23 protein-coding genes and 2 pseudogenes are annotated in these 23,272 nt (G+C 59.5%); 17 read left to right on the forward strand and 8 right to left on the reverse strand.

Going from position 1 to position 23,272, the window contains the following annotated elements; all coding sequences use genetic code 11:
• Positions 1-11: 11 nt before the first annotated feature.
• Positions 12-872: a MurR/RpiR family transcriptional regulator gene (locus KW846_RS10435; protein ID WP_170948639.1), complete on the reverse strand. Its 861-nt coding sequence runs from the start codon at positions 870-872 to the stop codon at positions 12-14.
• A gap of 228 nt (positions 873-1,100) precedes the next feature.
• Here KW846_RS10435 and zwf point away from each other — a divergent pair, with 228 nt between their 5' ends.
• The 4 genes from zwf (at position 1,101) to KW846_RS10455 (ending at position 4,879) form a co-directional block, all read left to right on the forward strand.
• Positions 1,101-2,570, forward strand: a complete 1,470-nt coding sequence (zwf, locus tag KW846_RS10440; RefSeq protein ID WP_104449183.1) for a glucose-6-phosphate dehydrogenase — start codon at positions 1,101-1,103, stop codon at positions 2,568-2,570.
• Positions 2,557-3,270, forward strand: a complete 714-nt coding sequence (gene pgl / locus KW846_RS10445) for a 6-phosphogluconolactonase (protein ID WP_007974444.1) — start codon at positions 2,557-2,559, stop codon at positions 3,268-3,270. The genes zwf and pgl overlap by 14 nt, the downstream gene beginning before the upstream one ends.
• 17 nt (positions 3,271-3,287) lie before the next feature.
• Positions 3,288-3,953 carry a bifunctional 4-hydroxy-2-oxoglutarate aldolase/2-dehydro-3-deoxy-phosphogluconate aldolase gene (locus tag KW846_RS10450; protein ID WP_104449181.1) on the forward strand — a complete coding sequence of 222 codons (666 nt, stop codon included), beginning with the start codon at positions 3,288-3,290 and terminating at the stop codon, positions 3,951-3,953.
• Between the two features lie 200 nt (positions 3,954-4,153).
• A complete protein-coding gene (locus KW846_RS10455; RefSeq protein ID WP_218482171.1) occupies positions 4,154-4,879 on the forward strand; it encodes an intradiol ring-cleavage dioxygenase in 726 nt (241 codons plus the stop codon).
• A 2-nt stretch (positions 4,880-4,881) separates the two neighbouring features.
• On the opposite strand, the gene KW846_RS10460 is transcribed toward KW846_RS10455, so the two are convergent.
• Both KW846_RS10460 and KW846_RS10465 read right to left on the reverse strand, forming a co-directional pair.
• Entirely contained in the window at positions 4,882-6,063 is a 1,182-nt protein-coding gene (locus KW846_RS10460; RefSeq protein WP_218482172.1) for an aminotransferase class V-fold PLP-dependent enzyme, read from the reverse strand.
• A gap of 20 nt (positions 6,064-6,083) precedes the next feature.
• Entirely contained in the window at positions 6,084-6,320 is a 237-nt protein-coding gene (locus KW846_RS10465; protein ID WP_003227425.1) for a DUF3820 family protein, read from the reverse strand.
• A gap of 202 nt (positions 6,321-6,522) precedes the next feature.
• On the opposite strand from KW846_RS10465, the gene KW846_RS10470 reads away from it, so the two are divergent.
• Positions 6,523-6,990 (forward strand): PA2169 family four-helix-bundle protein, encoded by a 468-nt coding sequence (locus tag KW846_RS10470; protein ID WP_095967929.1) that lies wholly within the window; start codon positions 6,523-6,525, stop codon positions 6,988-6,990.
• Positions 6,991-7,093: 103 nt separating this feature from the next.
• Here KW846_RS10470 and KW846_RS10475 read toward each other — a convergent pair whose 3' ends face one another.
• A complete protein-coding gene (locus KW846_RS10475) occupies positions 7,094-7,564 on the reverse strand; it encodes a MaoC family dehydratase (RefSeq protein WP_007974451.1) in 471 nt (156 codons plus the stop codon).
• 42 nt (positions 7,565-7,606) lie between these two features.
• Entirely contained in the window at positions 7,607-8,551 is a 945-nt protein-coding gene (locus KW846_RS10480) for an alpha/beta hydrolase (protein ID WP_218482173.1), read from the reverse strand.
• A 239-nt stretch (positions 8,552-8,790) separates the two neighbouring features.
• Between KW846_RS10480 and fadD2 the strand changes: the two genes are divergently transcribed.
• Complete coding sequence (gene fadD2, locus KW846_RS10485) at positions 8,791-10,479, forward strand: long-chain-fatty-acid--CoA ligase FadD2 (RefSeq protein WP_015096560.1); 1,689 nt, start codon at positions 8,791-8,793, stop codon at positions 10,477-10,479.
• 356 nt (positions 10,480-10,835) lie between these two features.
• The gene (gene fadD1, locus KW846_RS10490) at positions 10,836-12,536 is read left to right on the forward strand and encodes a long-chain fatty acid--CoA ligase (RefSeq protein WP_218478093.1); all 1,701 of its coding nucleotides are present in this window, start codon (positions 10,836-10,838) and stop codon (positions 12,534-12,536) included.
• A 209-nt stretch (positions 12,537-12,745) separates the two neighbouring features.
• Here fadD1 and KW846_RS10495 read toward each other — a convergent pair whose 3' ends face one another.
• Positions 12,746-13,123 (reverse strand): hypothetical protein, encoded by a 378-nt coding sequence (locus KW846_RS10495; RefSeq protein WP_008054262.1) that lies wholly within the window; start codon positions 13,121-13,123, stop codon positions 12,746-12,748.
• Positions 13,124-13,325: 202 nt separating this feature from the next.
• On the opposite strand from KW846_RS10495, the gene KW846_RS10500 reads away from it, so the two are divergent.
• The 3 genes from KW846_RS10500 (at position 13,326) to def (ending at position 15,192) form a co-directional block, all read left to right on the forward strand.
• Entirely contained in the window at positions 13,326-13,517 is a 192-nt protein-coding gene (locus KW846_RS10500) for a CsbD family protein (RefSeq protein ID WP_102675617.1), read from the forward strand.
• Positions 13,518-13,693: 176 nt separating this feature from the next.
• Complete coding sequence (locus KW846_RS10505; protein ID WP_217836189.1) at positions 13,694-14,650, forward strand: YihY/virulence factor BrkB family protein; 957 nt, start codon at positions 13,694-13,696, stop codon at positions 14,648-14,650.
• A gap of 2 nt (positions 14,651-14,652) precedes the next feature.
• Complete coding sequence (gene def / locus KW846_RS10510; RefSeq protein ID WP_015096556.1) at positions 14,653-15,192, forward strand: peptide deformylase; 540 nt, start codon at positions 14,653-14,655, stop codon at positions 15,190-15,192.
• 119 nt (positions 15,193-15,311) lie between these two features.
• Here the strand turns inward: def and KW846_RS10515 are convergent, their stop codons facing one another.
• Entirely contained in the window at positions 15,312-15,725 is a 414-nt protein-coding gene (locus KW846_RS10515) for a GNAT family N-acetyltransferase (RefSeq protein ID WP_218482174.1), read from the reverse strand.
• Positions 15,726-16,053: 328 nt separating this feature from the next.
• Here KW846_RS10515 and KW846_RS10520 point away from each other — a divergent pair, with 328 nt between their 5' ends.
• The 6 genes and pseudogenes from KW846_RS10520 to KW846_RS30390 form a co-directional block, all read left to right on the forward strand.
• A complete protein-coding gene (locus tag KW846_RS10520; protein ID WP_218482175.1) occupies positions 16,054-16,995 on the forward strand; it encodes a fatty acid desaturase in 942 nt (313 codons plus the stop codon).
• 156 nt (positions 16,996-17,151) lie between these two features.
• The gene (locus KW846_RS10525) at positions 17,152-17,943 is read left to right on the forward strand and encodes a phosphate/phosphite/phosphonate ABC transporter substrate-binding protein (protein WP_218482176.1); all 792 of its coding nucleotides are present in this window, start codon (positions 17,152-17,154) and stop codon (positions 17,941-17,943) included.
• A 194-nt stretch (positions 17,944-18,137) separates the two neighbouring features.
• Complete coding sequence (locus KW846_RS10530; protein WP_218482177.1) at positions 18,138-18,686, forward strand: sigma-70 family RNA polymerase sigma factor; 549 nt, start codon at positions 18,138-18,140, stop codon at positions 18,684-18,686.
• Positions 18,683-19,696 (forward strand): ABC transporter substrate-binding protein, encoded by a 1,014-nt coding sequence (locus KW846_RS10535; RefSeq protein WP_007974473.1) that lies wholly within the window; start codon positions 18,683-18,685, stop codon positions 19,694-19,696. The genes KW846_RS10530 and KW846_RS10535 overlap by 4 nt, the downstream gene beginning before the upstream one ends.
• Positions 19,697-20,455: 759 nt before the next feature.
• Positions 20,456-21,124: pseudogene (locus KW846_RS30385) on the forward strand (PAS domain-containing protein); the annotation flags it as partial.
• Between the two features lie 138 nt (positions 21,125-21,262).
• Positions 21,263-21,670, forward strand: a pseudogene (locus KW846_RS30390) (methyl-accepting chemotaxis protein); the annotation flags it as partial.
• A gap of 212 nt (positions 21,671-21,882) precedes the next feature.
• Here KW846_RS30390 and KW846_RS10545 read toward each other — a convergent pair.
• Positions 21,883-22,521 carry a glutathione S-transferase family protein gene (locus tag KW846_RS10545; RefSeq protein ID WP_218482178.1) on the reverse strand — a complete coding sequence of 213 codons (639 nt, stop codon included), beginning with the start codon at positions 22,519-22,521 and terminating at the stop codon, positions 21,883-21,885.
• Between the two features lie 399 nt (positions 22,522-22,920).
• Here KW846_RS10545 and KW846_RS10550 point away from each other — a divergent pair, with 399 nt between their 5' ends.
• The gene (locus KW846_RS10550; RefSeq protein WP_007974480.1) at positions 22,921-23,169 is read left to right on the forward strand and encodes a DUF6124 family protein; all 249 of its coding nucleotides are present in this window, start codon (positions 22,921-22,923) and stop codon (positions 23,167-23,169) included.
• Positions 23,170-23,272 lie beyond the last annotated feature (103 nt).

Raw genomic sequence — 23,272 nt, forward strand, 5'->3', positions numbered from 1 at the left:
CGATCTTTTAATTAATTGAACTCATCCCCCACCGGATACCGGCTGGCATTCAGGCTCTCTTTGATCTTGCGCAAGTGCGGCTGGAAATCCACGCCCCGGCGCAACGTCATGCCTGTGGCGAGTACGTCCAGCACGGTCAGCTGGATGATCCGCGACGTCATCGGCATGTAGATGTCGGTGTCTTCCGGCAGCGGAATGTTCAGGCTCAGGGTGCTGGCCTTGGCCAGCGGCGAGTTCTCGGCGGTCAGGCCCAGCACGGAAGCGCCGTTTTCCCGGGCGATACGCGCCACTTCAACCAGTTCGCGGGTGCGTCCGGTGTAGGAAATGATCACGAACAGTTCGCCGGTATGGGCCACCGAGGCAATCATGCGCTGCATCAACACATCCGCGTGGGCGGTGACGGCGAGGTTGAAGCGGAAGAACTTGTGCTGCGCGTCCAGGGCCACCGGAGCCGAGGCGCCGAGGCCGAAGAAGTGGATCTGCCGGGCCTGGATCAGCAGGTCGACGGCGCGGCTGATCAGGTTCGGGTCCAGTGCCTGGCAGGCGCTGTCCAGCGAGGCGATGGCGCTGCCGAAGATTTTCTGGGTATAGGCCTCCGGATTGTCATCGGCCTCCACCGCGCGGCTAACGTACGCAGCACCACTGGCCAGGCTCTGGGCCAGTTGCAGTTTGAGCTCGGGGTAGCCACTGACGCCGAAGGAACGGCAGAAACGGTTGACCGTCGGCTCGCTGACCGAGGCGGCCTGGGCGAGGGCGGCGATGCTGAAGCGGGTGGCCTGCTGCGGGTTGAGCAGGATCACCTCGGCGACTTTGCGCTCGGCCTTGTTCAGCTCTTCAAGGCGATTCTGGATTTGCTCCAGTAAATTTCGCACGCGGTCCATATAAGTATCCTTGATTCACCGGCGCCGATAAGCGCGCGGCTAATGCAAAAAGGGCCTTTGGTGAGGCCCATGACGGTGGCCTATCCTACTGATGGCTCAGACCGACCACCACTCGGAATCTGTATTTTGCGAAAATGTTGTGGTTATTACTACATTTTCCCTTGAGTGATGCCTTGAAAAAAGGTATTTGTAGCTTAACTTGATAAAAGAACAAACATCATGCTCTCGATTACGGTTGAACCGTGCACCTTTGCCTTGTTCGGCGCCCTTGGCGATCTGGCCTTGCGCAAGCTGTTTCCTGCCCTTTATCAACTCGACGGCGCCGGCCTGTTGCATGAGGACACGCGAATCATCGCGCTGGCCCGTGAGCCGGGCAGCGAGCAGGAACACCTGACGTTCATCGCCTCCGAGCTGCGCCGCTATGTCGGTGCCAAAGAGCTGGATGAAGCCGTGCTCGAGCGCTTTCTGGCGCGCCTGAGCTACCTGCACGTCGACTTCCTCAAGTCCGAAGATTATGTGGCCCTGGCCGAAGTGGCCGGTACCACGCAACGGGTCATTGCCTACTTCGCCACGCCGGCCGCCGTCTACGGCGCAATCTGCGAGAACCTGGCCAAGGTCGGCCTGGCGCAAAACACCCGCGTGGTGCTGGAAAAGCCCATCGGTTCGGACCTGGAATCCTCGCGCAAGGTCAACGACGCCGTGGCGCAGTTCTTCCCGGAGAACCGCACCTACCGCATCGACCACTACCTGGGCAAAGAGACCGTCCAGAACCTGATCGCCCTGCGTTTCGCCAACAGCCTGTTCGAAACCCAGTGGAACCAGAATTACATCTCCCACGTGGAAATCACTGTGGCCGAGAAGGTCGGCATCGAAGGTCGCTGGGGTTACTTCGACAAGGCCGGCCAGCTGCGCGACATGATCCAGAACCACCTGCTGCAACTGCTCTGCCTCATCGCCATGGACCCGCCGGCCGACCTGTCCGCCGACAGCATCCGTGACGAGAAGGTCAAGGTGCTCAAGGCCCTGGCGCCGATCAGCCCGGAAGGCCTGACCACCCAGGTGGTGCGTGGCCAGTACATCGCCGGCTACAGCGAAGGCAAAGCGGTGCCGGGGTACCTGGAAGAACCCAATTCCAACACCCAGAGCGATACCGAGACCTTCGTCGCCCTGCGTGCCGACATCCGCAACTGGCGCTGGGCCGGCGTGCCGTTTTACCTGCGTACCGGCAAGCGCATGCCGCAGAAGCTGTCGCAGATCGTCATCCACTTCAAGGAACCGTCGCACTACATCTTCGCTCCCGAGCAGCGCCTGCAAATCAGCAACAAGCTGATTATTCGCCTGCAACCAGACGAAGGCATTTCCTTGCGCGTGATGACCAAAGACCAAGGCCTGGACAAAGGCATGCAGCTGCGCAGCGGTCCGTTGCAGCTGAATTTTTCCGACACCTGGAGCAGCGCACGGATTCCCGATGCCTACGAGCGGTTGTTGCTGGAAGTGATGCGCGGCAATCAGAACCTGTTTGTCCGTAAAGATGAAATCGAAGCCGCGTGGAAGTGGTGTGACCAGTTGATTGCCGGGTGGAAAAAATCCGGTGATGCGCCCAAGCCGTACGCGGCCGGGTCCTGGGGGCCGATGAGCTCCATTGCTCTGATCACGCGGGACGGGAGGTCGTGGTATGGCGATATCTAAACTGAAACTGCCGCAGGGCGTCAGCGCCCATGCGTTCAAGAGCCCGGTGTTGCTGGCTGAAAGCCTGGCACTGAATGTGGCCAAACAATTGAGCGACGCGATCGACACCCAGGGCACTGCGACCCTGGTGGTTTCCGGTGGCCGCAGTCCGGTGGCGTTTTTCCAGCACCTGGCCAAGCAGTCGCTGGACTGGTCGAACGTGGTGGTCAGCCTGGCCGACGAGCGTTGGGTGCCGGTGGAACACGCCGACAGCAACGCGGGCCTGATCAAGCGTTATCTGTTGCAAGGGCCTGCGGCCAAGGCGCAGTTCCTGAGCCTGTACAGCGCCAGCGCCAACCTTGAACAGGCGGCGGAACAGGCTGACCGCTTGCTGTCCGAACTGCCGGTGATCGACGTGCTGATCCTCGGCATGGGCGATGACGGCCACACCGCGTCGCTGTTCCCCAACAGCCCCAACCTTGCCGAGGCATTGCAGGCCGATGGCGTCCGTCGTTGCTGGCCGATGCTGGCGCCGACCGTGCCGCACCAGCGCCTGACCATGAGCCGCGCGTTGCTGGCTTCGGCCAAGCATAAGGTTCTATCGATTTCCGGTCAGTCCAAGCTGACCACCCTGAGTACCGCACTGGCCGGCGACGATGTCGCCGCAATGCCGGTGCGCGCATTTCTGCAACCCACGTTAGAGATTTTCTGGTGCCCATGAGCCAAGGAACAGCCGCTATGACAAACCCATCCCCGACCGTTTCCATGGCGGACAAAGTTGCCCTGATCGACAGCCTCTGCGCGAAAGCGCGGATCCTGCCGGTGATCACCATCGCCCGCGAGCAGGACGTCCTGCCGCTGGCCGACGCGCTCGCGGCCGGTGGCCTGACAGCCCTGGAAGTGACCCTGCGTTCGCAATTCGGCCTCAAGGCCATCCAGATTCTGCGCGAGCAGCGTCCGGAGCTGGTGACCGGTGCCGGCACCGTGCTGGATCGCCAGATGCTGGCGGCGGCGGAAGCGGCGGGTTCGCAGTTCATCGTCACGCCGGGCATCACCCGCGACTTGCTGGAAGCCAGCGTCGCCAGCCCGATTCCACTGTTGCCAGGCATCAGCAATGCCTCGGGCATCATGGAAGGCTACGGCCTGGGTTACCGCCGCTTCAAGCTGTTCCCGGCCGAAGTCAGCGGTGGCGTTGCGGCCATCAAGGCGTTGGGCGGCCCGTTCGGCGAAGTGAAATTCTGCCCGACTGGCGGCGTAGGACCTGCCAACATCAAGAGCTACATGGCGCTGAAAAACGTCATGTGCGTGGGCGGTAGCTGGATGCTTGATCCGGAGTGGATCAAGAACGGCGACTGGGCCCGCATTCAGGAATGCACCGCCGAGGCCTTGGCGCTGCTGGACTGATCGCTTCACCCTACACTTCGTTGTGTGTTCTACGGCTTTACGGTGCGCTTGGTCGGTGCACCGTTTTTTTTTGCCCGCCAAAATGCAATCCCCCTGTAGGAGCTGCCGCAGGGGATGTGGAAATTCTGCGATACATAGTTACCGCATTGCGCTTTTCGGCCAGTGCTAGCCTGCGTTCATCTTATGGAAGAGAGAACGTCATGGACGCTACCACCCCAGTTGCACCCGCGGCACCGCTTTACCTGCTGTCCCCCGAACAGATTGCCGGCCCTTATTTCCGCAATCCGAAACTGATCCGCAGAAACATCAGCGAAGGCGCCGAAGGCGTTCCGTTGCTGCTGCGCCTGACGATTGTCGATGCCATGACCGGTGAGCCGGTCCCTGATGCGCTCGTGGACATCTGGCACTGCAATGCACGAGGTGCGTACTCGGGCTGGAGCAAGATCAACCCTGATGTCGAGGTCGATTCCGGCGACATTGGTGCTGTTCCGCGCACCGACGACGATACCTACCTGCGCGGCGGGCAGTTCACCGACAAGTCGGGCATCGTGCGCTTCACCACAATCTATCCGGGTTTCTATGCCGGCCGCGCCTTGCACATTCACGTTGCCGTGCGCATTACCGCTGGCAACAACTATCTGCAAGAGCGGCATGTCGCCTGGGTCGGGCAGCTTTACCTGCCTGAGGTGGCCTCGCGCTCTGTACTCAACAGCCGACCGTACAGCGGCCGCAGTGTGCCGGCACTGACCAACGCTGAGGACTTTTTTTATACAACCATGGGCGGTGAAAAATCGACCTTGAACGTGCATACCCTGGGGCGGGACTCGGCTGAAGACGGCTACTTCGGGCAGATGAACATCGGCATCGATACGTTCGCCGTGTCGACACAGATCAAACCCGAAGACTTTGACAAGTACACCGTCTGACGTCAGCCCAGTTCAGTCAGCGCCCTGGCCAATACATCCATGTCGGCCGCCCTGGTCGTCAGCCCGGGTGTAATGCGGATGCACGGACCGCATGCCGCACCGCTGCGGGTCACGGTGAACAGGTTGTACTCATGGAGCAGGCGCTCGGTCATGACTTGCTGGTCAGCCTGCCGGGTAAAGCGCATCGAGGTGATGCCGCAATACAGGCGCGGGTCATCCGGAGTCAGGACTTCAATGCCTGGCAACCGGCGCGCCGCACCGACCCAGCGGTTGCGCAGATAATTTAGCCGTGCGCCCTTGGCTGCGGCCCCTCCCATTGCCCAATGTTCTTCGAGCACCAGCGGCAGGGTCAGCAGCGCCGGGATGTTGGGGGTGCTGTACGAGGTTCGGGCGCGAATGTCAGTGGGCGGGAAGTGCATCTCGCCCATGTCCGGGTCGATGTCGGCCAGGCGTTCGGGGGCGATGTAGATATAGCCGAGCGTCAGCGGTGCACCGATCCACTTGTGCAGGTTGTAGCCGGCGAAGGCGATGCCCAGTTCTGTCAGGTCAAAGTCGAGTTGGCCGAGGGCATGGGCACCGTCGAGGATGACGTCGATGCCCTGTTCCTTTGCAGCGGCCGCAATCGCCTGCACCGGCATCACCAGGCCCGTGCGATGGGTGACGTGGGTCAGGGCCATCAACTTCAGCCGTGGGTGCCGGGCGAAGGTTTCGCGGTAGGTGTTCAGCAGGCTGTCGAAGGTGGCCGGGTGTGCGTGTTCGATTTCGATCACTTCAACGCCGCGATTACGCGCCAGCCAGCGCATGGCGCCTTTGACCGTGTCGTATTCCAGATCGCAAAACAGTACCTGATCGCCGGGCTGCAGCCGGTTGTAGTTGCGGATCAGCGACTGCAAGCCTTCCGACGCGTTGCGGGTCAGGGCGATGCTGTCGCCGGGGACGCCTGTCAACCTGGCCAGTTGCGCACGGATCTTCAGGCTGTCGCCCTGTTCGAAGCGCTGGCGCACGTACACCGAATTGCTGCGATTGATCAGCTCGATGTTGCGTTGGTACTCCTCGACGACCGTGCGCGACATGCGTCCGAAGTAACCGTTCTCCAGGTTGAGCGGGCCGGGTTCGACATCGTAGCGGTCGGCAAAGGTTTGCCAGAAGGCTTCATCACGGGCGCGGCGGGTGTTGTCAGGCATGAGGGTGCTCGGTAGGTGATTCAGTGACGCGGGGCCGGTTTGCCGTGTTTGGCGCGCAGCGGTTCGAGCAAGTCCGACAAACCGTTGTGATCGATTTCCTGCATCAAGGCGAGCAGGCCGCCCAATTCGCCGTGAGGGAAACCCTCCCGGGCGAACCAGTTCAGGTAAGGGCCGGGCAGGTCGGCAATGATTCGACCCTTGTATTTGCCGAAGGGCATTTCACGGGTGATCAGCAGTTCGAGCTTTTCAGGGTTCATCGATCGGTCGTCTTGATTCAGTCAGTCTGGAAAATACAGGCATTCTGCATGCAGGCCAAATGACAGATCATGCAAATAAAACGGATACAGATTTTTGGTTAATGGGTAACTGTTTGAAAAATAACGAATAGTTAAACGATTCCGAGCTGGCATGCAGGGTGCAGTACTCATTGCATCTTTCATCCACCGAAGGAATTGAAAAATGACTGACATGAATAAAGAAGCGATTTCTGTACTCAATGACCTGATTGAAACCAGCAAGGACGGTCAGGCCGGGTTCAAGACTTGCGCTGAAGACATCAAGCACCCTGAACTCAAAACCCTGTTTATCAAGCGTTCGACCGATTGTGCGACGGCCGCTGCGGAGTTGCAGTCCGCGGTGCGTTCGATGGGTGGCGATCCGGAAACCTCAACCAGTGTCAGCGGTGACCTGCACCGTCGCTGGGTCGACGTGAAGTCGATGTTCACCGGCAAGGGCGAGGAGGCCGTGCTCAATGAAGCCGAACGCGGTGAAGACCATGCATTGAAGGCTTATCGGGATGCCATGGAAAAAATCAACAAGCACAACCTGGTGGGCATTCGTGACCTGGTTGAGCGTCAGTACCATGGCGCGCAACGCAATCACGATCAGGTCAAAGCCCTGCGTAACCAGGCGCGTGCGCGTTCATAACGTTCAAATGAAATTCAGGATCAAAAGATCGCAGCCTGCGGCAGCTCCTATGGATACATGAAACCTCGTAGGAGCTGCCGCAGGCTGCGATTTTTTAGCTATTTCAGCCGATGCTGATCGCCGGCAGCTCCGTCAGCGTCACGCTCTGTTGCTTGCGTGGCGCGAGGATTTCCGCTTCGCCATCCACCACCAGTTCATCCCGCTGATTGAACACGCGAGTGGCAATGCGCACGCGAAACTTCGGCAGCTTTTCCAGAATTTCCAGGCGCACGGTCAGGGTGTCGCCGATCTTCACCGGTTTCTGAAAGCTCATTTGCTGGCCGATGTAGATGGTCCCGGGCCCAGGCAATTCGCAGGCGACCGCCGCACTGATCAACGCACCGCTGAACATGCCATGGGCGATGCGCTCCTTGAACATGGTGCTGGCAGCGTATTCGGCATCCAGGTGCACCGGGTTGTGATCGCCGGACATCGCGGCGAACAACTGGATGTCACGCTCTTCGACCGTCTTGCTGAAGCTGGCGGTCTGGCCCACTTCAAGGGCTTCGTAAGGGGTGTTGGTAACCTGGGTCATCTGTCTCAATTCCTGTGACGAATTAAATAATTCACAAAAAAACTATTCGGATCGGTGCGGCCGAGGGGTGCTCAAGGCCTGGGCAATCCAGCTCAGTACATCGGCGACGATTTCATCGCGGTTGCTCTCGTTGAACAGTTCGTGCCGTGCCTGCGGGTAAACGGTCAGTTGCAGGTGCTGGCTGCCGGCCGCCCGCAACGCGTCGGCCAGATCCTTGAGACGTTTGCCTTCGCTCACCGGATCACATTCCCCTCCAATCACCAGCAGCGGCAGGCCTGGGTCGATCTGGGCGAGATTGGACGCTTTGCTGATTTGCTGCAAGCCACCGAGCAAATCGATCCACAGTTGATTGGTGCAGCGGAAACCGCAGAGCGGGTCGTTGACGTACAGGTCGACCTGCGCCGGATCACGGCTGAGCCAGTCGAACGGCGTGCGTGCCGGTTTGAATTTGTTGTTGAACGAACCGAACGACAGCCATTCGATCAATGCGCTGCGGCCTTTGCCGCCCTGGCGCAGCCGTTCGAAACGGGCGATTTGCCGTGCCGCGCGATAAAGCGCCACGGGCTGGAAGTTCGAGCCGCTGAGGATGGCCCCGTGCAGGCTGGCACTGTGGTGCAGCAGATAGGCCTGGGCTATGTAACTGCCCATGCTGTGACCGAGCAGCATGATCGGTATGCCAGGGTGCTGTTGGCCGATGTGCTGGTTGAGGCACGCCAGGTCGCTGACGACCTTGCACCAGCCGTCGTCATCGGCGAAATGCCCCAGCGTCCCGTTTTCGGCAGTTTTGCCATGTCCACGCAGGTCCGGCGCGCACACGCCGTAGCCCTGATCACAGAGCTTTTGCGCCAGGGCGCCATAACGGCCGCTGTGTTCGGCCATGCCATGGGCCAGCAGAATCATTGCCTTGAGACTGCCGTCGGGTAGCCACTGGTTGACGAAGAGGCGGCTGTGGTCGCTCGTGGTCAACCAGAAAGTGTCATGGATCATGGCGGCTCCTTTGCACTGAGTCGTTGCATTGTATAGCGCATCCCGTTGCATGCGTCTGATCAGCCCACAGCAAGGCAGGAAGATTCACGCGATCAATGACGGCTTTGCGCATATTTGCCTGAATCGCCATAGCTGCTAGTGTCCGTGAAGCTCCGCTTTTCGCTTTCTGCCTTTGAAGGATCAGGGAGAAATGACAGAAAGACGGCCCCGGATAGATTCAGGTAAAGAGGACAAGAACAATGCAACCTGATTTCTGGAATGACAAACGCCCGGCCGGCGTCCCCCTGGATATCGATCTGGGTGCCTACAAGTCGGTGATCGAGGTGTTCGAGCGTTCCTGCAAGAAGTTTGCTGACCGCCCTGCGTTCAGCAACATGGGCGTGACCCTGACCTACGCCGAACTGGAACGCCAGAGCGCTGCTTTCGCCGGCTACCTGCAAGCCCACACCGACCTGGTGCCGGGTGACCGCATCGCCGTGCAGATGCCCAACGTCCTGCATTACCCCATTGCCGTGTTCGGCGCCTTGCGCGCCGGGTTGATCGTGGTCAACACCAACCCGTTGTACACCGCGCGGGAAATGCGTCACCAGTTCAAGGATTCCGGTGCCCGGGCGCTGGTGTACCTGAACATGTTCGGCCAGAAAGTCCAGGAAGTGCTCCCCGATACCGACATCCAGTACCTGATCGAAGCGAAGATGGGCGACCTGATGCCCACCGCCAAGGGTTGGCTGGTCAACACAGTGGTGAGCAAGGTCAAGAAGATGGTCCCGGACTATTCCTTGCCCCAGGCTGTCTCTTTCAAGAGCGCATTGCGCATGGGCCGTGGCCTGGGCATCAAACCGCTGAAGGTCGGCCTCGACGACATCGCCGTGCTGCAATACACCGGCGGTACCACGGGCCTGGCCAAGGGCGCGATGCTGACCCACGGCAACCTGGTGGCGAACATGCAACAGGCACGGGCCTGCCTCAGCCAGTCGGCCAGCGACGGTCAGCCGCTGCTGCGTGAAGGCCAGGAGGTGATGATCGCGCCGCTGCCGCTGTACCACATCTATGCCTTCACAGCGAACTGCATGTGCATGATGGTGACGGGCAACCACAACGTGCTGATCACCAATCCACGGGACATCGCCGGCTTCATCAAGGAGCTGAAGAACTGGCGGTTCTCGGCGCTGCTGGGGCTCAACACACTGTTCGTTGCGCTGATGGATCACCCGGATTTCAAGACCCTGGACTTCTCCAGCCTCAAGCTCACCAACTCCGGTGGCACCGCACTGGTCAAGGCCACCGCCGAGCGCTGGGAACAACTGACCGGTTGCCGCATCACCGAAGGTTACGGCCTGACCGAAACCTCGCCGGTGGCTTGTACCAACCCCTATGGCGAGCAGTCCCGGATCGGCACTGTCGGCCTGCCGGTGCCGGGCACCACGCTGAAAGTCATCAGCGATGACGGCGTCGAGCAACCTTTGGGTGAGCGCGGCGAGTTGTGCATCAAGGGCCCGCAGATCATGAAGGGCTATTGGCAGAAACCTGAAGCCACGGCCGAAGTGCTGGATGCCGAGGGCTGGTTCAAGTCCGGTGACATTGCGGTGATCGACCCGGACGGTTTCGTGCGCATCGTTGACCGCAAGAAGGACATGATCATTGTCTCGGGTTTCAACGTGTACCCGAACGAAATCGAAGACGTGGTGATGGCTCACCCGAACGTCGCCAACTGTGCGGTCATCGGTGTGCCTGACGAACGGTCGGGGGAGGCGGTGAAGCTGTTCGTGGTGGCCCGTGAAGCGGGCGTCAGCCTTGAAGAGCTGAAGGCTTACTGCAAGGAGAACTTCACGGCGTATAAAGTACCGAAGCACATCGTGCTGCGTGAGTCGCTGCCGATGACGCCAGTGGGCAAGATCCTGCGGCGGGAGTTGCGTGATATCGCGTAGCCGGTTGTAGGTCGAGGCGGTCCCGAAAGATCGCAGCCTTCGGCAACTCCTACAAGGATCGCATTCCTCTGTAGGAGCTGCCGAAGGCTGCGATCTTTTGCTTTGAGCCCCCAATTTCCGGGGCTTCCAAGGAGGTTATAGAATTTTTGCTCTAAAATGACTCGCTTCAAGTCTTGAGTCACAAATGTGACCGTAGAGGCCGCTTTTGGCTCTAGTCGACCCTTGGCAAAGCTGCTACTCTCGGCGCGCTTTGTGACTTCTCGGCCTTCTATCAGCCAGATTCACCAATGACCAAACACCAATAATAATCGCATCAAATGCGGTGCTGAATTCGCGTTGCTGAGGAGTGGGCTTCCATGATCGAAGACTTTTGGAAGGATAAGTACCCAGCTGGAATTGCTGCCGACATCAATCCAGACGAGTATCCGAATATTCAGGCAGTGTTGAAGCAATCCTGCCAACGCTTCGCCAACAAGCCGGCGTTCAGCAACCTGGGCAAGACACTCACCTACGGTGAACTGTACGAATTGTCCGGTGCGTTTGCCGCTTACCTGCAACAGCATACCGATTTGCAGCCAGGCGATCGAATCGCCGTGCAACTGCCCAACGTGTTGCAGTACCCGGTTGCCGTCTTCGGCGCCATCCGCGCCGGGCTGATCGTGGTCAACACCAACCCGCTGTACACCGCGCGGGAGATGGAACACCAATTCAACGACTCCGGTGCCAAGGCCCTGGTGTGCCTGGCCAACATGGCGCACCTGGCGGAAACCGTTGTGCCGAAAACCGGCGTCAAGCACGTGATCGTCACCGAAGTCGCCGACCTGCTGCCGCCGCTCAAGCGCCTGCTGGTCAACAGCGTCATCAAGTACGTGAAGAAGATGGTGCCGGCCTATCACTTGCCAAAAGCCGTCAAGTTCAACGACGTGCTGAGCAAAGGCCAGGGCCAGCCAGTGGCGGAAGCCAATCCGGCCAGCAGCGATGTCGCGGTGCTGCAATACACCGGCGGTACCACCGGTGTGGCCAAGGGCGCGATGCTGACCCACCGCAACCTGGTGGCGAACATGCTGCAATGCAAGGCGCTGATGGGGTCCAACCTCAATGAAGGTTGCGAGATCCTGATCACGCCGCTGCCGCTGTACCACATCTATGCGTTCACTTTTCACTGCATGGCGATGATGCTGATCGGCAACCACAACATCCTGATCAGTAACCCGCGCGACCTGCCGGCGATGGTCAAGGAACTGTCGAAGTGGAAGTTCAGCGGCTTCGTCGGTTTGAACACACTGTTCGTGGCGCTGTGCAACAACGAAGGCTTCCGCAAGCTGGACTTCTCCGCGCTGAAAGTCACCTTGTCGGGCGGCATGGCCCTGCAACTGGCCGCGGCCGAACGCTGGAAGGCGGTCACCGGTTGCGCCATCTGCGAAGGCTACGGCATGACCGAAACCAGCCCGGTGGCCACGGTCAACCCGATCCAGCACATCCAGATTGGCACCATCGGCATTCCGGTGCCGTCGACCCTGTGCAAAATCATCAACGATGCCGGTGTCGAACAACCGATGGGCGAAATCGGCGAACTGTGCGTGAAGGGTCCGCAGGTCATGAAGGGTTACTGGCAGCGTCAGGAAGCCACCGATGAAATCCTCGACAGCGAAGGCTGGTTGAAGACCGGTGACATCGCGCTGATCCAGCCTGATGGCTACATGCGCATTGTCGATCGCAAGAAAGACATGATCCTGGTGTCCGGTTTCAACGTGTACCCGAACGAGCTCGAAGACGTGCTGGCGACCCTGCCGGGCGTGCTGCAATGCGCGGCCATCGGTGTGCCGGACGAGAAATCGGGCGAGGCGATCAAGATTTTCATCGTCGCCAAGCCAGGCGTGACCCTGACCAAGGAGCAGGTGATGGAGCACATGCGCGCCAACGTCACCGGCTACAAGGTCCCGCGCTCCGTGGAGTTCCGCGATGCACTGCCGACCACCAACGTCGGCAAGATCCTGCGTCGTGAATTGCGCGATGAAGAGCTGAAGAAGATCAACGCGAAGAAAGCCACCGCGTAACCGACAAAAAGCCCCGCAGATGCGGGGCTTTTTGTTGGTGCCGACTTTTGGCGAAGGGGCTTTTGTGGCGAGGGGGCTTGCCCCCGTTGGGCTGCGAAGCGGCCCCAAATCCTGCAGTTGCGGTAACTCAGGCACACCGCGCAGATTGAATTGGCGACGGCTGCGCCGCCGAACGGGGGCAAGCCCCCTCGCCACAAGGGTTCTGCGTATTATTGGCGAAACGGCGCGAAGTTGACGTTGGTGCCCGCCGGGCGCATGTCTTGCAGGAAGGAGTCCTTGTCGGCGCTCAGTTCCAGGCTCAATGCCGCCTTGCGCTTGCCTTCATTGCGTACCACCAGCCCCTCGAGCTTCTCGCGCAGGAACACGGTCGGCACTTTCAGGTGCAGCAGTTCGTCGGTGGCCGGCGTGTGCATCAGCAGGTGGATCCACTCGTACTGACCGATTGCCAGGCGCGTCACCGGGAGGTCGAACCACCAGATGTTGCGATTACGGTTCAATTCGGCGAAGTGGCAGTTGTTGACGCCAAGCACAGCACCGCCGAGTTCCTGGTTTCTGCGGGCAATGGCCTGCTTTTTATCGAGTTTCATAACATTCCTACGGGATTGGATCTTCAGCGCCATGGCCTGAACGTGTTGCGCATTCTCGGGGGTTGGCCCGCAAACATAAAGCGCAACCTGCACTGAACGATGAAATGTCGTGGTGAAAATAAATGAAACTCCCTGCAAAAGCCCTCGGTCAACCTTGTGTAACGACTTTTCTTCCCAATGAACTGTTCACAGGAGAATCACCATGAGCAGCACAACCGATAAAGTCAAAGGCATGGCCAATGAAGCCGCCGGCAACGTCAAGCAAGGGGTGGGCAAGGCCACCGGTAACGACAAATTGCGCGCCGAAGGCGTGATGCAGGAAAAGAAAGGCGAAGCCCAGCAGGCGGTTGGTAAAGCCAAGGATGCACTGAAAAAAGGCATCGACAAGGCGTGATCTGGCCTTTAATAAAGTTAAGAAGCGGCCATCCTCAGATGGCCGTTTTTGTGTCAGCCTGAACTTGAGGGAGGAAAATGTTTCAAAGTCGCGAAACAGGCTGATTTGATGTAGAAAACGGCCCCTGAGTCGCCACGACTTCAACCCAATTCCGTATGCGGCGAATGGAGACGCGAATGATTTTTCCGGACATGAGAGGCATGCCCCTGCACCGTGTGATGATGCGCACGGTCACCGAGTTCATCGCCGACGAGATGTCGACCTATGCCTCGGCGCTGGCCTATCAAATGCTGTTTTCGCTGTTTCCGTTCATCCTGTTCCTGATTGCCCTGATCGGCTTCCTGCACCTGCCGGATTTCTTCTCCTGGCTGCGCCTGCAATCGGAGCTGGTGCTGCCGCCCCAGGCGCTGGAACAGGTCAACCCGGTAATCGACCAGCTTCAGCAGGCCAAGGGTGGTTTGCTCTCGGTGGGTATCGTGATTGCGCTGTATACCGCCTCTGCCGGTGTGCGGCTGATGATGAGCGCGATGAACGCGGCCTACGACGTGGTTGAAGGGCGCCCGCTGTGGAAACGCTTCCCGTTGTCGATCATCTACACCGTCGGCATTGCCGGCATGCTGCTGATCGCCGCCGCGCTGATGGTGCTCGGGCCGCAGGTGATGGGCTGGATCGCTGCGCAAGTCGGCCTTGAGTATTTCATCGTCACGCTCTGGACCCTCTTGCGCTGGCCGGTGATCGTGATTCTGCTGATGGTCGCGGTGGCGCTGATCTACTACGTCATGCCCGACGTCAAACAGGAATTCCGCTTCATCACGCCGGGCTCGGTGCTGGCGGTGGTGGTGTGGATCATTGCCTCCCTGGGCTTCGGTTTGTACGTCAAGGAGTTCGCCAACTACAACGCCATGTATGGCAGTATCGGTGCGATCATCGTGCTGTTGCTGTACTTCTACATTTCCGCCGCGGTGCTGCTGCTGGGCGCGGAGATGAACGCGGTGATCGAACACATGTCGCGAGAGGGCAAGGACCCTGGGGAAAAAGTGGCTGGCGAGCATGGTCCCGTCCATGAGGAAAAACACCACGTCTCGGGCCTGGGCCGCGATCACTCAATCAAACCGACCATTGATGAAACCTGATCATGATTCGTGAAATTCTGAAAATGGGCGACGAACGCCTGCTGCGCATTGCCCCGCCAGTCCCGGCCGAGATGTTCGACAGCCCCGAGCTGTGGCAACTGATCGATGACATGTTCCAGACCATGGAAAGTGTGGGGGGCGTTGGCCTGGCGGCTCCGCAGATCGGCGTCGACCTGCAACTGGTGATCTTCGGTTTCGAGCACAGCGAGCGTTATCCGGATGCCGAGGCCGTGCCGCAGACGATCCTGATCAACCCCTTGATCACGCCGCTGAGCCCGATCATGGAGGAGGGCTTCGAAGGCTGTTTGTCCGTACCCGGCCTGCGCGGCGCGGTGCAGCGTTACCAGCAGATCCGCTACGAAGGCGTCGACCCCAAGGGCGAGCCCATTGTGCGCGTTGCTTCGGGGTTCCACGCGCGGGTGGTGCAGCATGAGTGTGACCACCTGATCGGCCGCCTGTATCCGTCGCGCATCACCGACTTCAGCAAGTTCGGCTTCACCGAAGTGATGTTCCCGGACCTGGACCCCAACGCCGACGACTGAGCACACCACAAACCAATGTGGGAGCGAGCCTGCTCGCGAAAGCGGTCTGACAGTCAGCATTGATGGTGACTGACACACCGCCTTCGCGAGCAGGCTCGCTCCCACATTTTTGATATCGCTTACTTCGGCGCCAACCCCATCGCAATCATCGGCTTGCTGCGCGCATACCGGCTCAACCGTTCAACCATCGCGTAGGGCATCGGTGGGTCGAAAGTAAACCCGTGCCGCTCATAAAACCCGCGCAAGTCCGGATGACAGAACAACCACACCGGCAGTTCACAATCCTTCACCGCAGCCGCAATCAACCCGGCAGCTATGCCTTGTTCCCGGCACTGCGGATCGACAAACAACCCGGTCAGCCAATGCCCGCCGGACACCGGACGCAAACACAGTGCGGCCACAATCCCGTCACGCCGGGCCACCCAGAGCTGCGCGTCGCGCACGGCTTTCATCGACGATTGGTGAGCGCGATAGAACTTGTTCATCAATGGCCATAGCGGCTCGTCGAGCAGGGTGTAGTGGGTGTCTGGCATGGTCTCGGACTGTCGGTGTGCAAAGCGGCGATTATAAAAGAACACGCGCGCCGGGATAGGTGTATACCTGATCTCACATCCCCCCGAGTGGAGTACGCATCATGTCCAAAGGTATGGATTCAAAGAAAGCAGACAAGAAAAAGCCGGCGAAAACCGCTATCGAAAAGCGCGCCGACAAGAAAGCCAAAAAGGTCAATGTGTTCGGGCATTGAGCCTGCGCTGACCGATCGCTCCCGCGCAATGCGGGAGCGATCACATTGAAAATAATCTGCAAGAAATCCGGGCGTCGTTGCACAGAAGAGGATTGGTTCCCGATCCGAGCAATGCCATGCCTCATTATTTCGATGCAGCCCACCGAGAAGAAATCGAAACCCTGCGCCAACGCCTCACCGCCCGCACCGAGTGGCCGACCTGGTTGCTGTTGATTGGCGTGTACAGCGCGTGGTTCACCCTTGTTCTGGCCAGTGATTCATTGGGTCCGTGGTTGAGCACGTTGTTGCTGATTCCCGTGGTGGTGCTGTGGCTGTCGGTGCAGCACGAACTGCTGCACGGTCATCCGACCCGCTGGCCGCTGTTGAACAAAATCCTCGGCTACGCACCGTTTGCCGTCTGGTATCCCTACACCTTGTATCGCGACAGCCATTTGCTGCACCACCGCGATGAAGACCTGACCATCCCCGGTCGCGATCCGGAAAGCCGATACCTGAATGCCGAGCAGTGGCAGGGCAGTTCGTTGTTCGAACAAGGCCTGCACTGGTTGAACAAAACCGTGCTCGGGCGCTTTCTGCTCGGTGCGCCAATCGCCTTGCTGACGCTGGCCCGGGAAGAACTGCAACGCCTGAAAAGCGGTGAGCGCCAGGCCTGGTCGATGTGGCTCAGCCACGGCGCCTTGACCCTGTTGATGCTGCTGTTCATCGCGCGCTACAGCGTGTTGCCGGTGTGGCATTACCTGTTGCTGATCAGCGTACCGGCGCTGTCGATTGCGATGATTCGCTCCTACTATGAACATCGACCTCACGCGGCGCCGGAGCAACGAACCGTGCTCAATGAAGCGGCGTGGCCTTGGCGCTGGCTGTTCCTGAACCTCAATTTCCACCTGGTGCACCACGAGTTACCGGGGTTGCCCTGGTACGACTTGCCCCGCGCTTATTGGGCCCGCCGCGAGCAATGGCTGGCGCGTAGCGGTGGATTCCTGGTGCAGGGGTATGGGCAGCTGTGGCGTGAATATGGCGTAAAGGCCATCGACAGCCCGAGGCATCCGTTTCACTGATGCATAGATCACCTCCAAACCCTGTGGGAGCGGCGGTGCGACGATTCGACTTGCTCGCGAAGGCGTCGTCTCTGCCAACATCAATGTTGAATGACACGACGCCTTCGCGAGCAAGCCCGCTCCCACAGGGGATTTTCGTTGCATGGGACTATCTCGATGACCCAACACATCACCGAACTGCTGATGTACACCGCCCCTGAACCCATCCACCAGGCCAACGAACGCTGGCTGGCGCGAATCCTCGAGCACTTGGGCGAAACCCGCGGCGATGCCGCAGGCCTGTCACTGATGGAGATGTGGTTGTCGCCGCATTTGCTGCTCACCCAAACCTGCGGCTATCCGCTGATGACCGCATTGCGCGGCAAGGTCCGGGTGCTGGGGCGGCCGCGTTATGAGCTGCCGGGCAGCAGCGTCGGCAATCACTGCAGTCTGATCCTGGGACGGGTCGATGATCCGCGTCAGACCCTGGCGGATTTTCGCGGCAGTCGAGGCGTGATCAATGGCCATGACTCCAACAGCGGCATGAACTTGCTGCGCCACCGGTTGGCGCCGTTGCAGCGTGACGGGCGTTTTTTTGCCGAGGTCGGCATCAGCGGCAGTCATCGCGAAAGCCTGCGCTGGTTACGCGAGGACCTTGCCGATCTGGCGGCCATCGACAGCGTGACATTTGCCTGTCTGGCCCGATACGCCGAGGAAGAAGTGACCGGTTTGCGCGTGATTGCTCGCAGTGCATTGAGTCCGACGTTGCCCTACATCACGGCCGCCAGCGTCAGCGATCAGCAGGCTGAAGGGCTATTGCAGGCGATGAATCAGGCGTTGAGCGAATTGCCTGACGTTGCCGAAATCCTCGGTTTGCCAGAGGTGCTGCCCGCCAGTGAACGCGACTATCAGGTTGTGCTCGATTATCAGCGTGAGGCCGAGGCGTTGGGGTATGGGGATTTGCGATAGCGCGCAAATGTCAGGTCGACAGGTTCATTTTTCGCGGGCAATCCCGCTTCCACAGGGTTTCGGTGTATCTGTGGGGTAATTCCATAAATGAATATAAAAATAAGTTTTAAGTATTATTAATGAATAAGGCTCCTTGCTAGGATTCGCCTCACCGGACCACCGGACATTCAGCGACCCCTAACCCAGGAGCCCCTATGTCCGGCGCCGATATTCTTCACCGCAAACAGGTGGACGGACTGTTCCGTGCCCACTACCACTGGCTCTGCATACGCCTGCGTCAGTCCCTGAACGATGCCGCCGCTGTCGAAGACATTGCCTGCGAAACCTTCATGCAACTGCTCCAGGCGCCTGGCCTGACGGCAATCCGTGAACCTCGAGCCCTACTCACCACCATTGCCCGGCGCCTGCTCTTTCAGCGTTGGCGTCGAGGTGACCTGGAGCGCCAGTACCTTCAGCAACTGCAACAGGCCGAGCCGATCCACGCCGAATCACCGGAGGAGCTGGCTCAACGGTCCCAGACCCTGACCCGTGTGGAGCGCAGTCTTCAGCGGCTGCCCGGCAAAGTGCGCTCGACCTTCCTGCTGTCGCGGATCGACGGCCTGACCTATCCGCAAATTGCCGCTGCGCTGGGCATCTCCCTGCGCTCGGTCAGCGACTACATGACCCGTTCCCAGGCCCTGTGCGACCGGCACAGCGCCAATCAATCCCTGAACCGCCCACTCCAGAACAAGAGGTCCGCATGAGATCGATCAAAACCCTGCTCGGCAGTTCGCTGCTGGCCCTGAGCCTGTTGTCCCACCCGGCATCGGCCACGGAAAAAGCGGCGCCTATCCATTTTGGCGACATCACGTGGGAAAGCGGCAGCCTCATCACCGAAATCCTGCGCCTGATCGTTGAAAAAGGTTACGGCTACCCGACCGACACGCTGCCGGGCAGCACCGTCAGCCTGGAAGCGGCGCTGGCCAAAAACGATATCCAGGTCATCGGTGAAGAGTGGGCCGGACGCAGCCCGGCCTGGGTCAAGGCTGCCGCCGAAGGCAAGGTCTTCGGCCTCGGCGATACGGTCAAAGGTGCCACCGAAGGTTGGTGGGTGCCGGAGTACGTGATCAAGGGCGATCCGGAGCGCGGCATCAAACCCTTGGCCCCGGAGCTTAAATCCGTTGCCGACCTGGCGAAGTACAAGGATGTATTCCGCGACCCCGAAGACCCGAGCCGCGGACGCTTCCTCAACAGCCCCACCGGCTGGACTTCGGAAATCGTCAACAGCCAGAAACTCAAGGCTTATGACCTGACCGCCAGCTACGTCAACTTCCGCACCGGTTCCGGCGCAGCGCTGGACGCAGAAGTGGCTTCGTCGATCCGCCGTGGCAAACCGGTGCTGTTCTACTACTGGTCGCCGACGCCACTGTTGGGGCGATTCAAACTGGTGAAGCTCGACGAGCCGCCGTTCGACGCCGAAGCCTGGAAAACCCTGGCCGATGCCAACAACCCGAATCCCAAAGGCACGCGCTCGATGCCGGCGAGCCTGGCCATTGGCGTGTCGGCACCGTTCAAGGCGCAATACCCGGACCTGGTGACGTTCTTCGAAAAGGTCGACCTGCCGATTGATCTGTTGAACCAGACCCTGGGCCAGATGAGTGAAAAGCGCCAGAAACCCCGCGAAGTCGCCGAAGCGTTCTTGCGTGAGCAGCCGCAGGTGTGGAAGGGCTGGGTGCCGGGGGAGGTGGCCAGCAAGGTGAGTGCGAGCTTGTAGTACTGTCTGAAGTTTCTGCGGTGCCTGAACTGCCGTCTTCGCGAGCAAGCCCGCTCCCACAGGGGATCTTTGTTGACCACAGGATTTGTGGACACAACAGACCCAATGTGGGAGCGGGCTTGCTCGCGAATGGTCTCAAGCCCTACGCCAATTCGGCGTCCAACGCCGGTTTCGCCGCCGGCCGCTGCCCCCTCTCTTGAACCCGCGATGCAGGCGCTGCCGGGCATGCTCAACGGACGATACCCCCCAACAAGCAGCTGAACCGTTTTTGTCCTCAATGCTGGCCGACTAGTGGCCTTGCAAGCCCAAGGTTGCTGTCTATGATCAGCTGTAACTGGTTATGTCGACCGTGATGAGGCGGTCGACTTGCCGCCAGAGTGCGCAATCAAAGGCACCAACACTTGAACACAGGGAGCTGTCCGCTAAATGGAATTTGATTCGAACCTGTTAGGGCTGGCCCGCATGCGGGCTATCAAGAGAAGGATGTCTTGATGAGCGTGTCGCTGTAAGGACCCTCCGATTGATCATCGTTTATCACCTGACTAGTCCTTCTTTTTGGAGGGATGCGTGTGCCTGTTCCACGGAACGTAGTGGTGGATGTGAAAGACCTGCAACTTTCATCAATCAAAAAATCGCGCGGAAGGTGATACAACAATGTTCAACCTACATCACAAGGCTGACCTGCTGGAAATCGAACGCTTCAGCTGTGCGCTGACCGAGGCCAACGCCAAGCTGGCGGCGGTCAGTCGTTCGATGGCGATGATTGAATTCACCCCGGACGGCATCGTCATCGATGCCAACGAAAATTTTTGCAGTGCCATGGGTTACAGCGCCGAAGACGTACGCGGTAAGCATCACCGGATCTTTTGTGAAGAGCAGTACTACCGCAGCGACGACTACACCAAACTATGGCGCGACCTGGCGCGGGGCGAACCGCTGAGCGGGACCTTTTTGCGCTTGCACAAAAGCGGCCGTGAAATCTGGCTCGAAGCCAGCTACATGCCGGTGCTGGGCCCCGACCGGCAGGTCAAGAGCGTGATCAAGGTCGCTACCGACATCACCGCCCGGGTCAACAAGGAGCACGAAAACGAAAGCCGACTCGCCGCGATCGGCCGCTCCATGGCCGTGATCGAATTCACGCCCGAAGGTAAGGTCATCAGCGCCAACGACAACTTCCTGAAAACCATGCAGTACTCGCTCAACGAAGTGGTGGGGCAGCATCACAGCCTGTTTTGCCACCGTGCCGAAGCCGAGTCCCAGGGTTACCGCAATTTCTGGGCTTCGCTCAACCGCGGCGAATATCACTCCCATCGTTTCGAGCGCCGGAACAAGCAAGGTCAGACGGTATTCCTCGAAGCGTCCTACAACCCTTTGTTCGACGCCAAGGGGCGTTTGTACAAAGTGGTCAAGTTTGCCAGCGACATCACTCACCAGATGACCACCCTGCAAACCGCCGCCGAATCGGCCCACAGCACCTCGGTGCAAAACGACGTCTGCGCGCGCAAGGGCTCCGAAGTGGTGCAGCAGACGGTGCAGATCATCCAGGACATTTCCCGCGACCTGAACGAAGCGGCACTGAGTATCGATGCCGTGAGCAAACAGTCCGACATCATCGGCACCATCGTGCAGACCATCCGCGGCATTGCCGATCAGACCAACCTGCTGGCACTCAACGCGGCGATTGAAGCGGCGCGGGCCGGTGAGCACGGGCGCGGGTTTGCGGTAGTGGCCGATGAGGTGCGCAGCCTCGCGGCGCGTACCAGCCAGGCGACGCTGGAAATCGTCGAGGTGGTGCGCAAGAACCACGACTTGTCGCTGAGCGCGGTGTCGAGCATGCAATCGAGTCTGAGTCGAACCGGCCTGGGCGTGGAACTGGCGAACGAGGCAGGGGAGGTGATCCTGGAAATCCAGCAGGGCTCACGGCATGTGGTGGATGCGATCAGTCAGTTCAACTCGACGTTGCAACTGAATTAGTCGCGGTAACTACAACTGTAGGAGCCAGCCTGCTGGCGATGGACTCCAGTGCGCCGCGTTTATCCAGTTCATACGCGTTATCGTTAACGACCATCGCGAGCAAGCTCGCTCCTACAGGGGATCGCAATTACAGGAGTCAGCTTGCTGGCGATGGGCTCAAGCGCACCGCGCTCATCCGGGTCACACGCGTAATATTGGCAACCTGCGGCCATTCAAGGCAAGCCGTTGCAGCAATGCTTCAGGAAGCCGGGATGCTGCGCCAGGCGTTTGAAATACTCATCGACGGCGGGGTAGTCCGGACGCTCGATCGGGGTCATCAGCCAGCGGTTGACGGACAGGCCGATGACGATGTCGGCCAGGGTAAACCGCGGTCCGGCGACATAGGTCTTGGTGGTCGCGAGTTGGTGTTCGAGGATGGCCATCTTCTGGTTCCAGCCGCGAATGCCGACCTCAAGGCTATGTGGGTCCTGGAATTCCGGGTCCTTGCGCACCAGCGCCATGAACGGGTATCTCCAGGACGGATTGAGCTCGGTGGCTTGCCAATCCATCCACTGTTCCACCCGGGCGCGAGCGGCCGGTTCGGCAGGCAGCAACTCGGTATGATGGTGATGGTGTTTGCCCACCAGGTAGCGGCAGATGGTGTTGGACTCCCATAACACCCCGGCTTCATCGATGATCACCGGCACCTGCGCGTTGGGATTGAACCGGAGGAACTCCGGGCTGTGGGTGGAAGCAAAGCCGCTGCCCCAATCCTCGCGTTCGTAGGTGATGCCCAGTTCCTCGCAGGTCCACAGGACTTTTCTGACGTTGATGGACGACGCCTTGCCGAGAATCTTCAGTGCATGTTCCATGTTCTGCTCCAGCGAGAATGACGTACAGGCAATTGTAGGTGGTGGCATGTAGGAAGGCGCTGTAGGAGAGCGGCTTCAGATGAATTGTGCAGGTTACGCTTTCTTGCACCCTTGCCTACAACTACGCCAGAATCCGCCGACTTGTGTGCCTGGTATCCGGACTCTATCGTTCCGTGTCGCTGCAAATTCAGCGATCGGGTCTAGCAGCCTGGATACTTTAGACGCATGACGTCCACCCATCGTGATCTGCCCGCCAGTTCACGTTATGGCGGCTGTGCGTGGGAAGACCTTCGGGTCTACCGGGTTCTAGAGTCCTGGTCTGCTAGCCCGCGCACGGCTGCCACCTTATTTTCGTCTAGCAGCGAATCGTGGCAGCTCCACTACTCTAGGAGTATTGCCATGTTCAAGCCCACGCCCAACCCCCCACGCAATCCCAGCCCGATGTTCTCCATCTCACCCGGCATCAACAACGAAACGCTGTTGGCGCACGCCTGCGAATCACTGGCCTCGGCGAGTGTGATGACCAATGACTTTGCAACGTTTCTGGAAGGCAGCCAGCGCAATACGGCGCTGGCGATCGCACAGATCATCATGCTGGCGGAACTGGCGGTGAATCGGGTGCTGGATAACCTCGATCCGCAGGATTGAACACTGAGCGAGGATGAGAGGTCTTCCCTGTGGCGAGGGGGCTTGCCCCCGTTGGGTTGCGAAGCGACCCCAAAAACAGACACTGCGGTCATACAGTTAAACC

Source organism: Pseudomonas sp. PDM32 (assembly GCF_019219225.1).
Classification (GTDB): Bacteria; Pseudomonadota; Gammaproteobacteria; order Pseudomonadales; family Pseudomonadaceae; genus Aquipseudomonas; species Aquipseudomonas laurylsulfatiphila.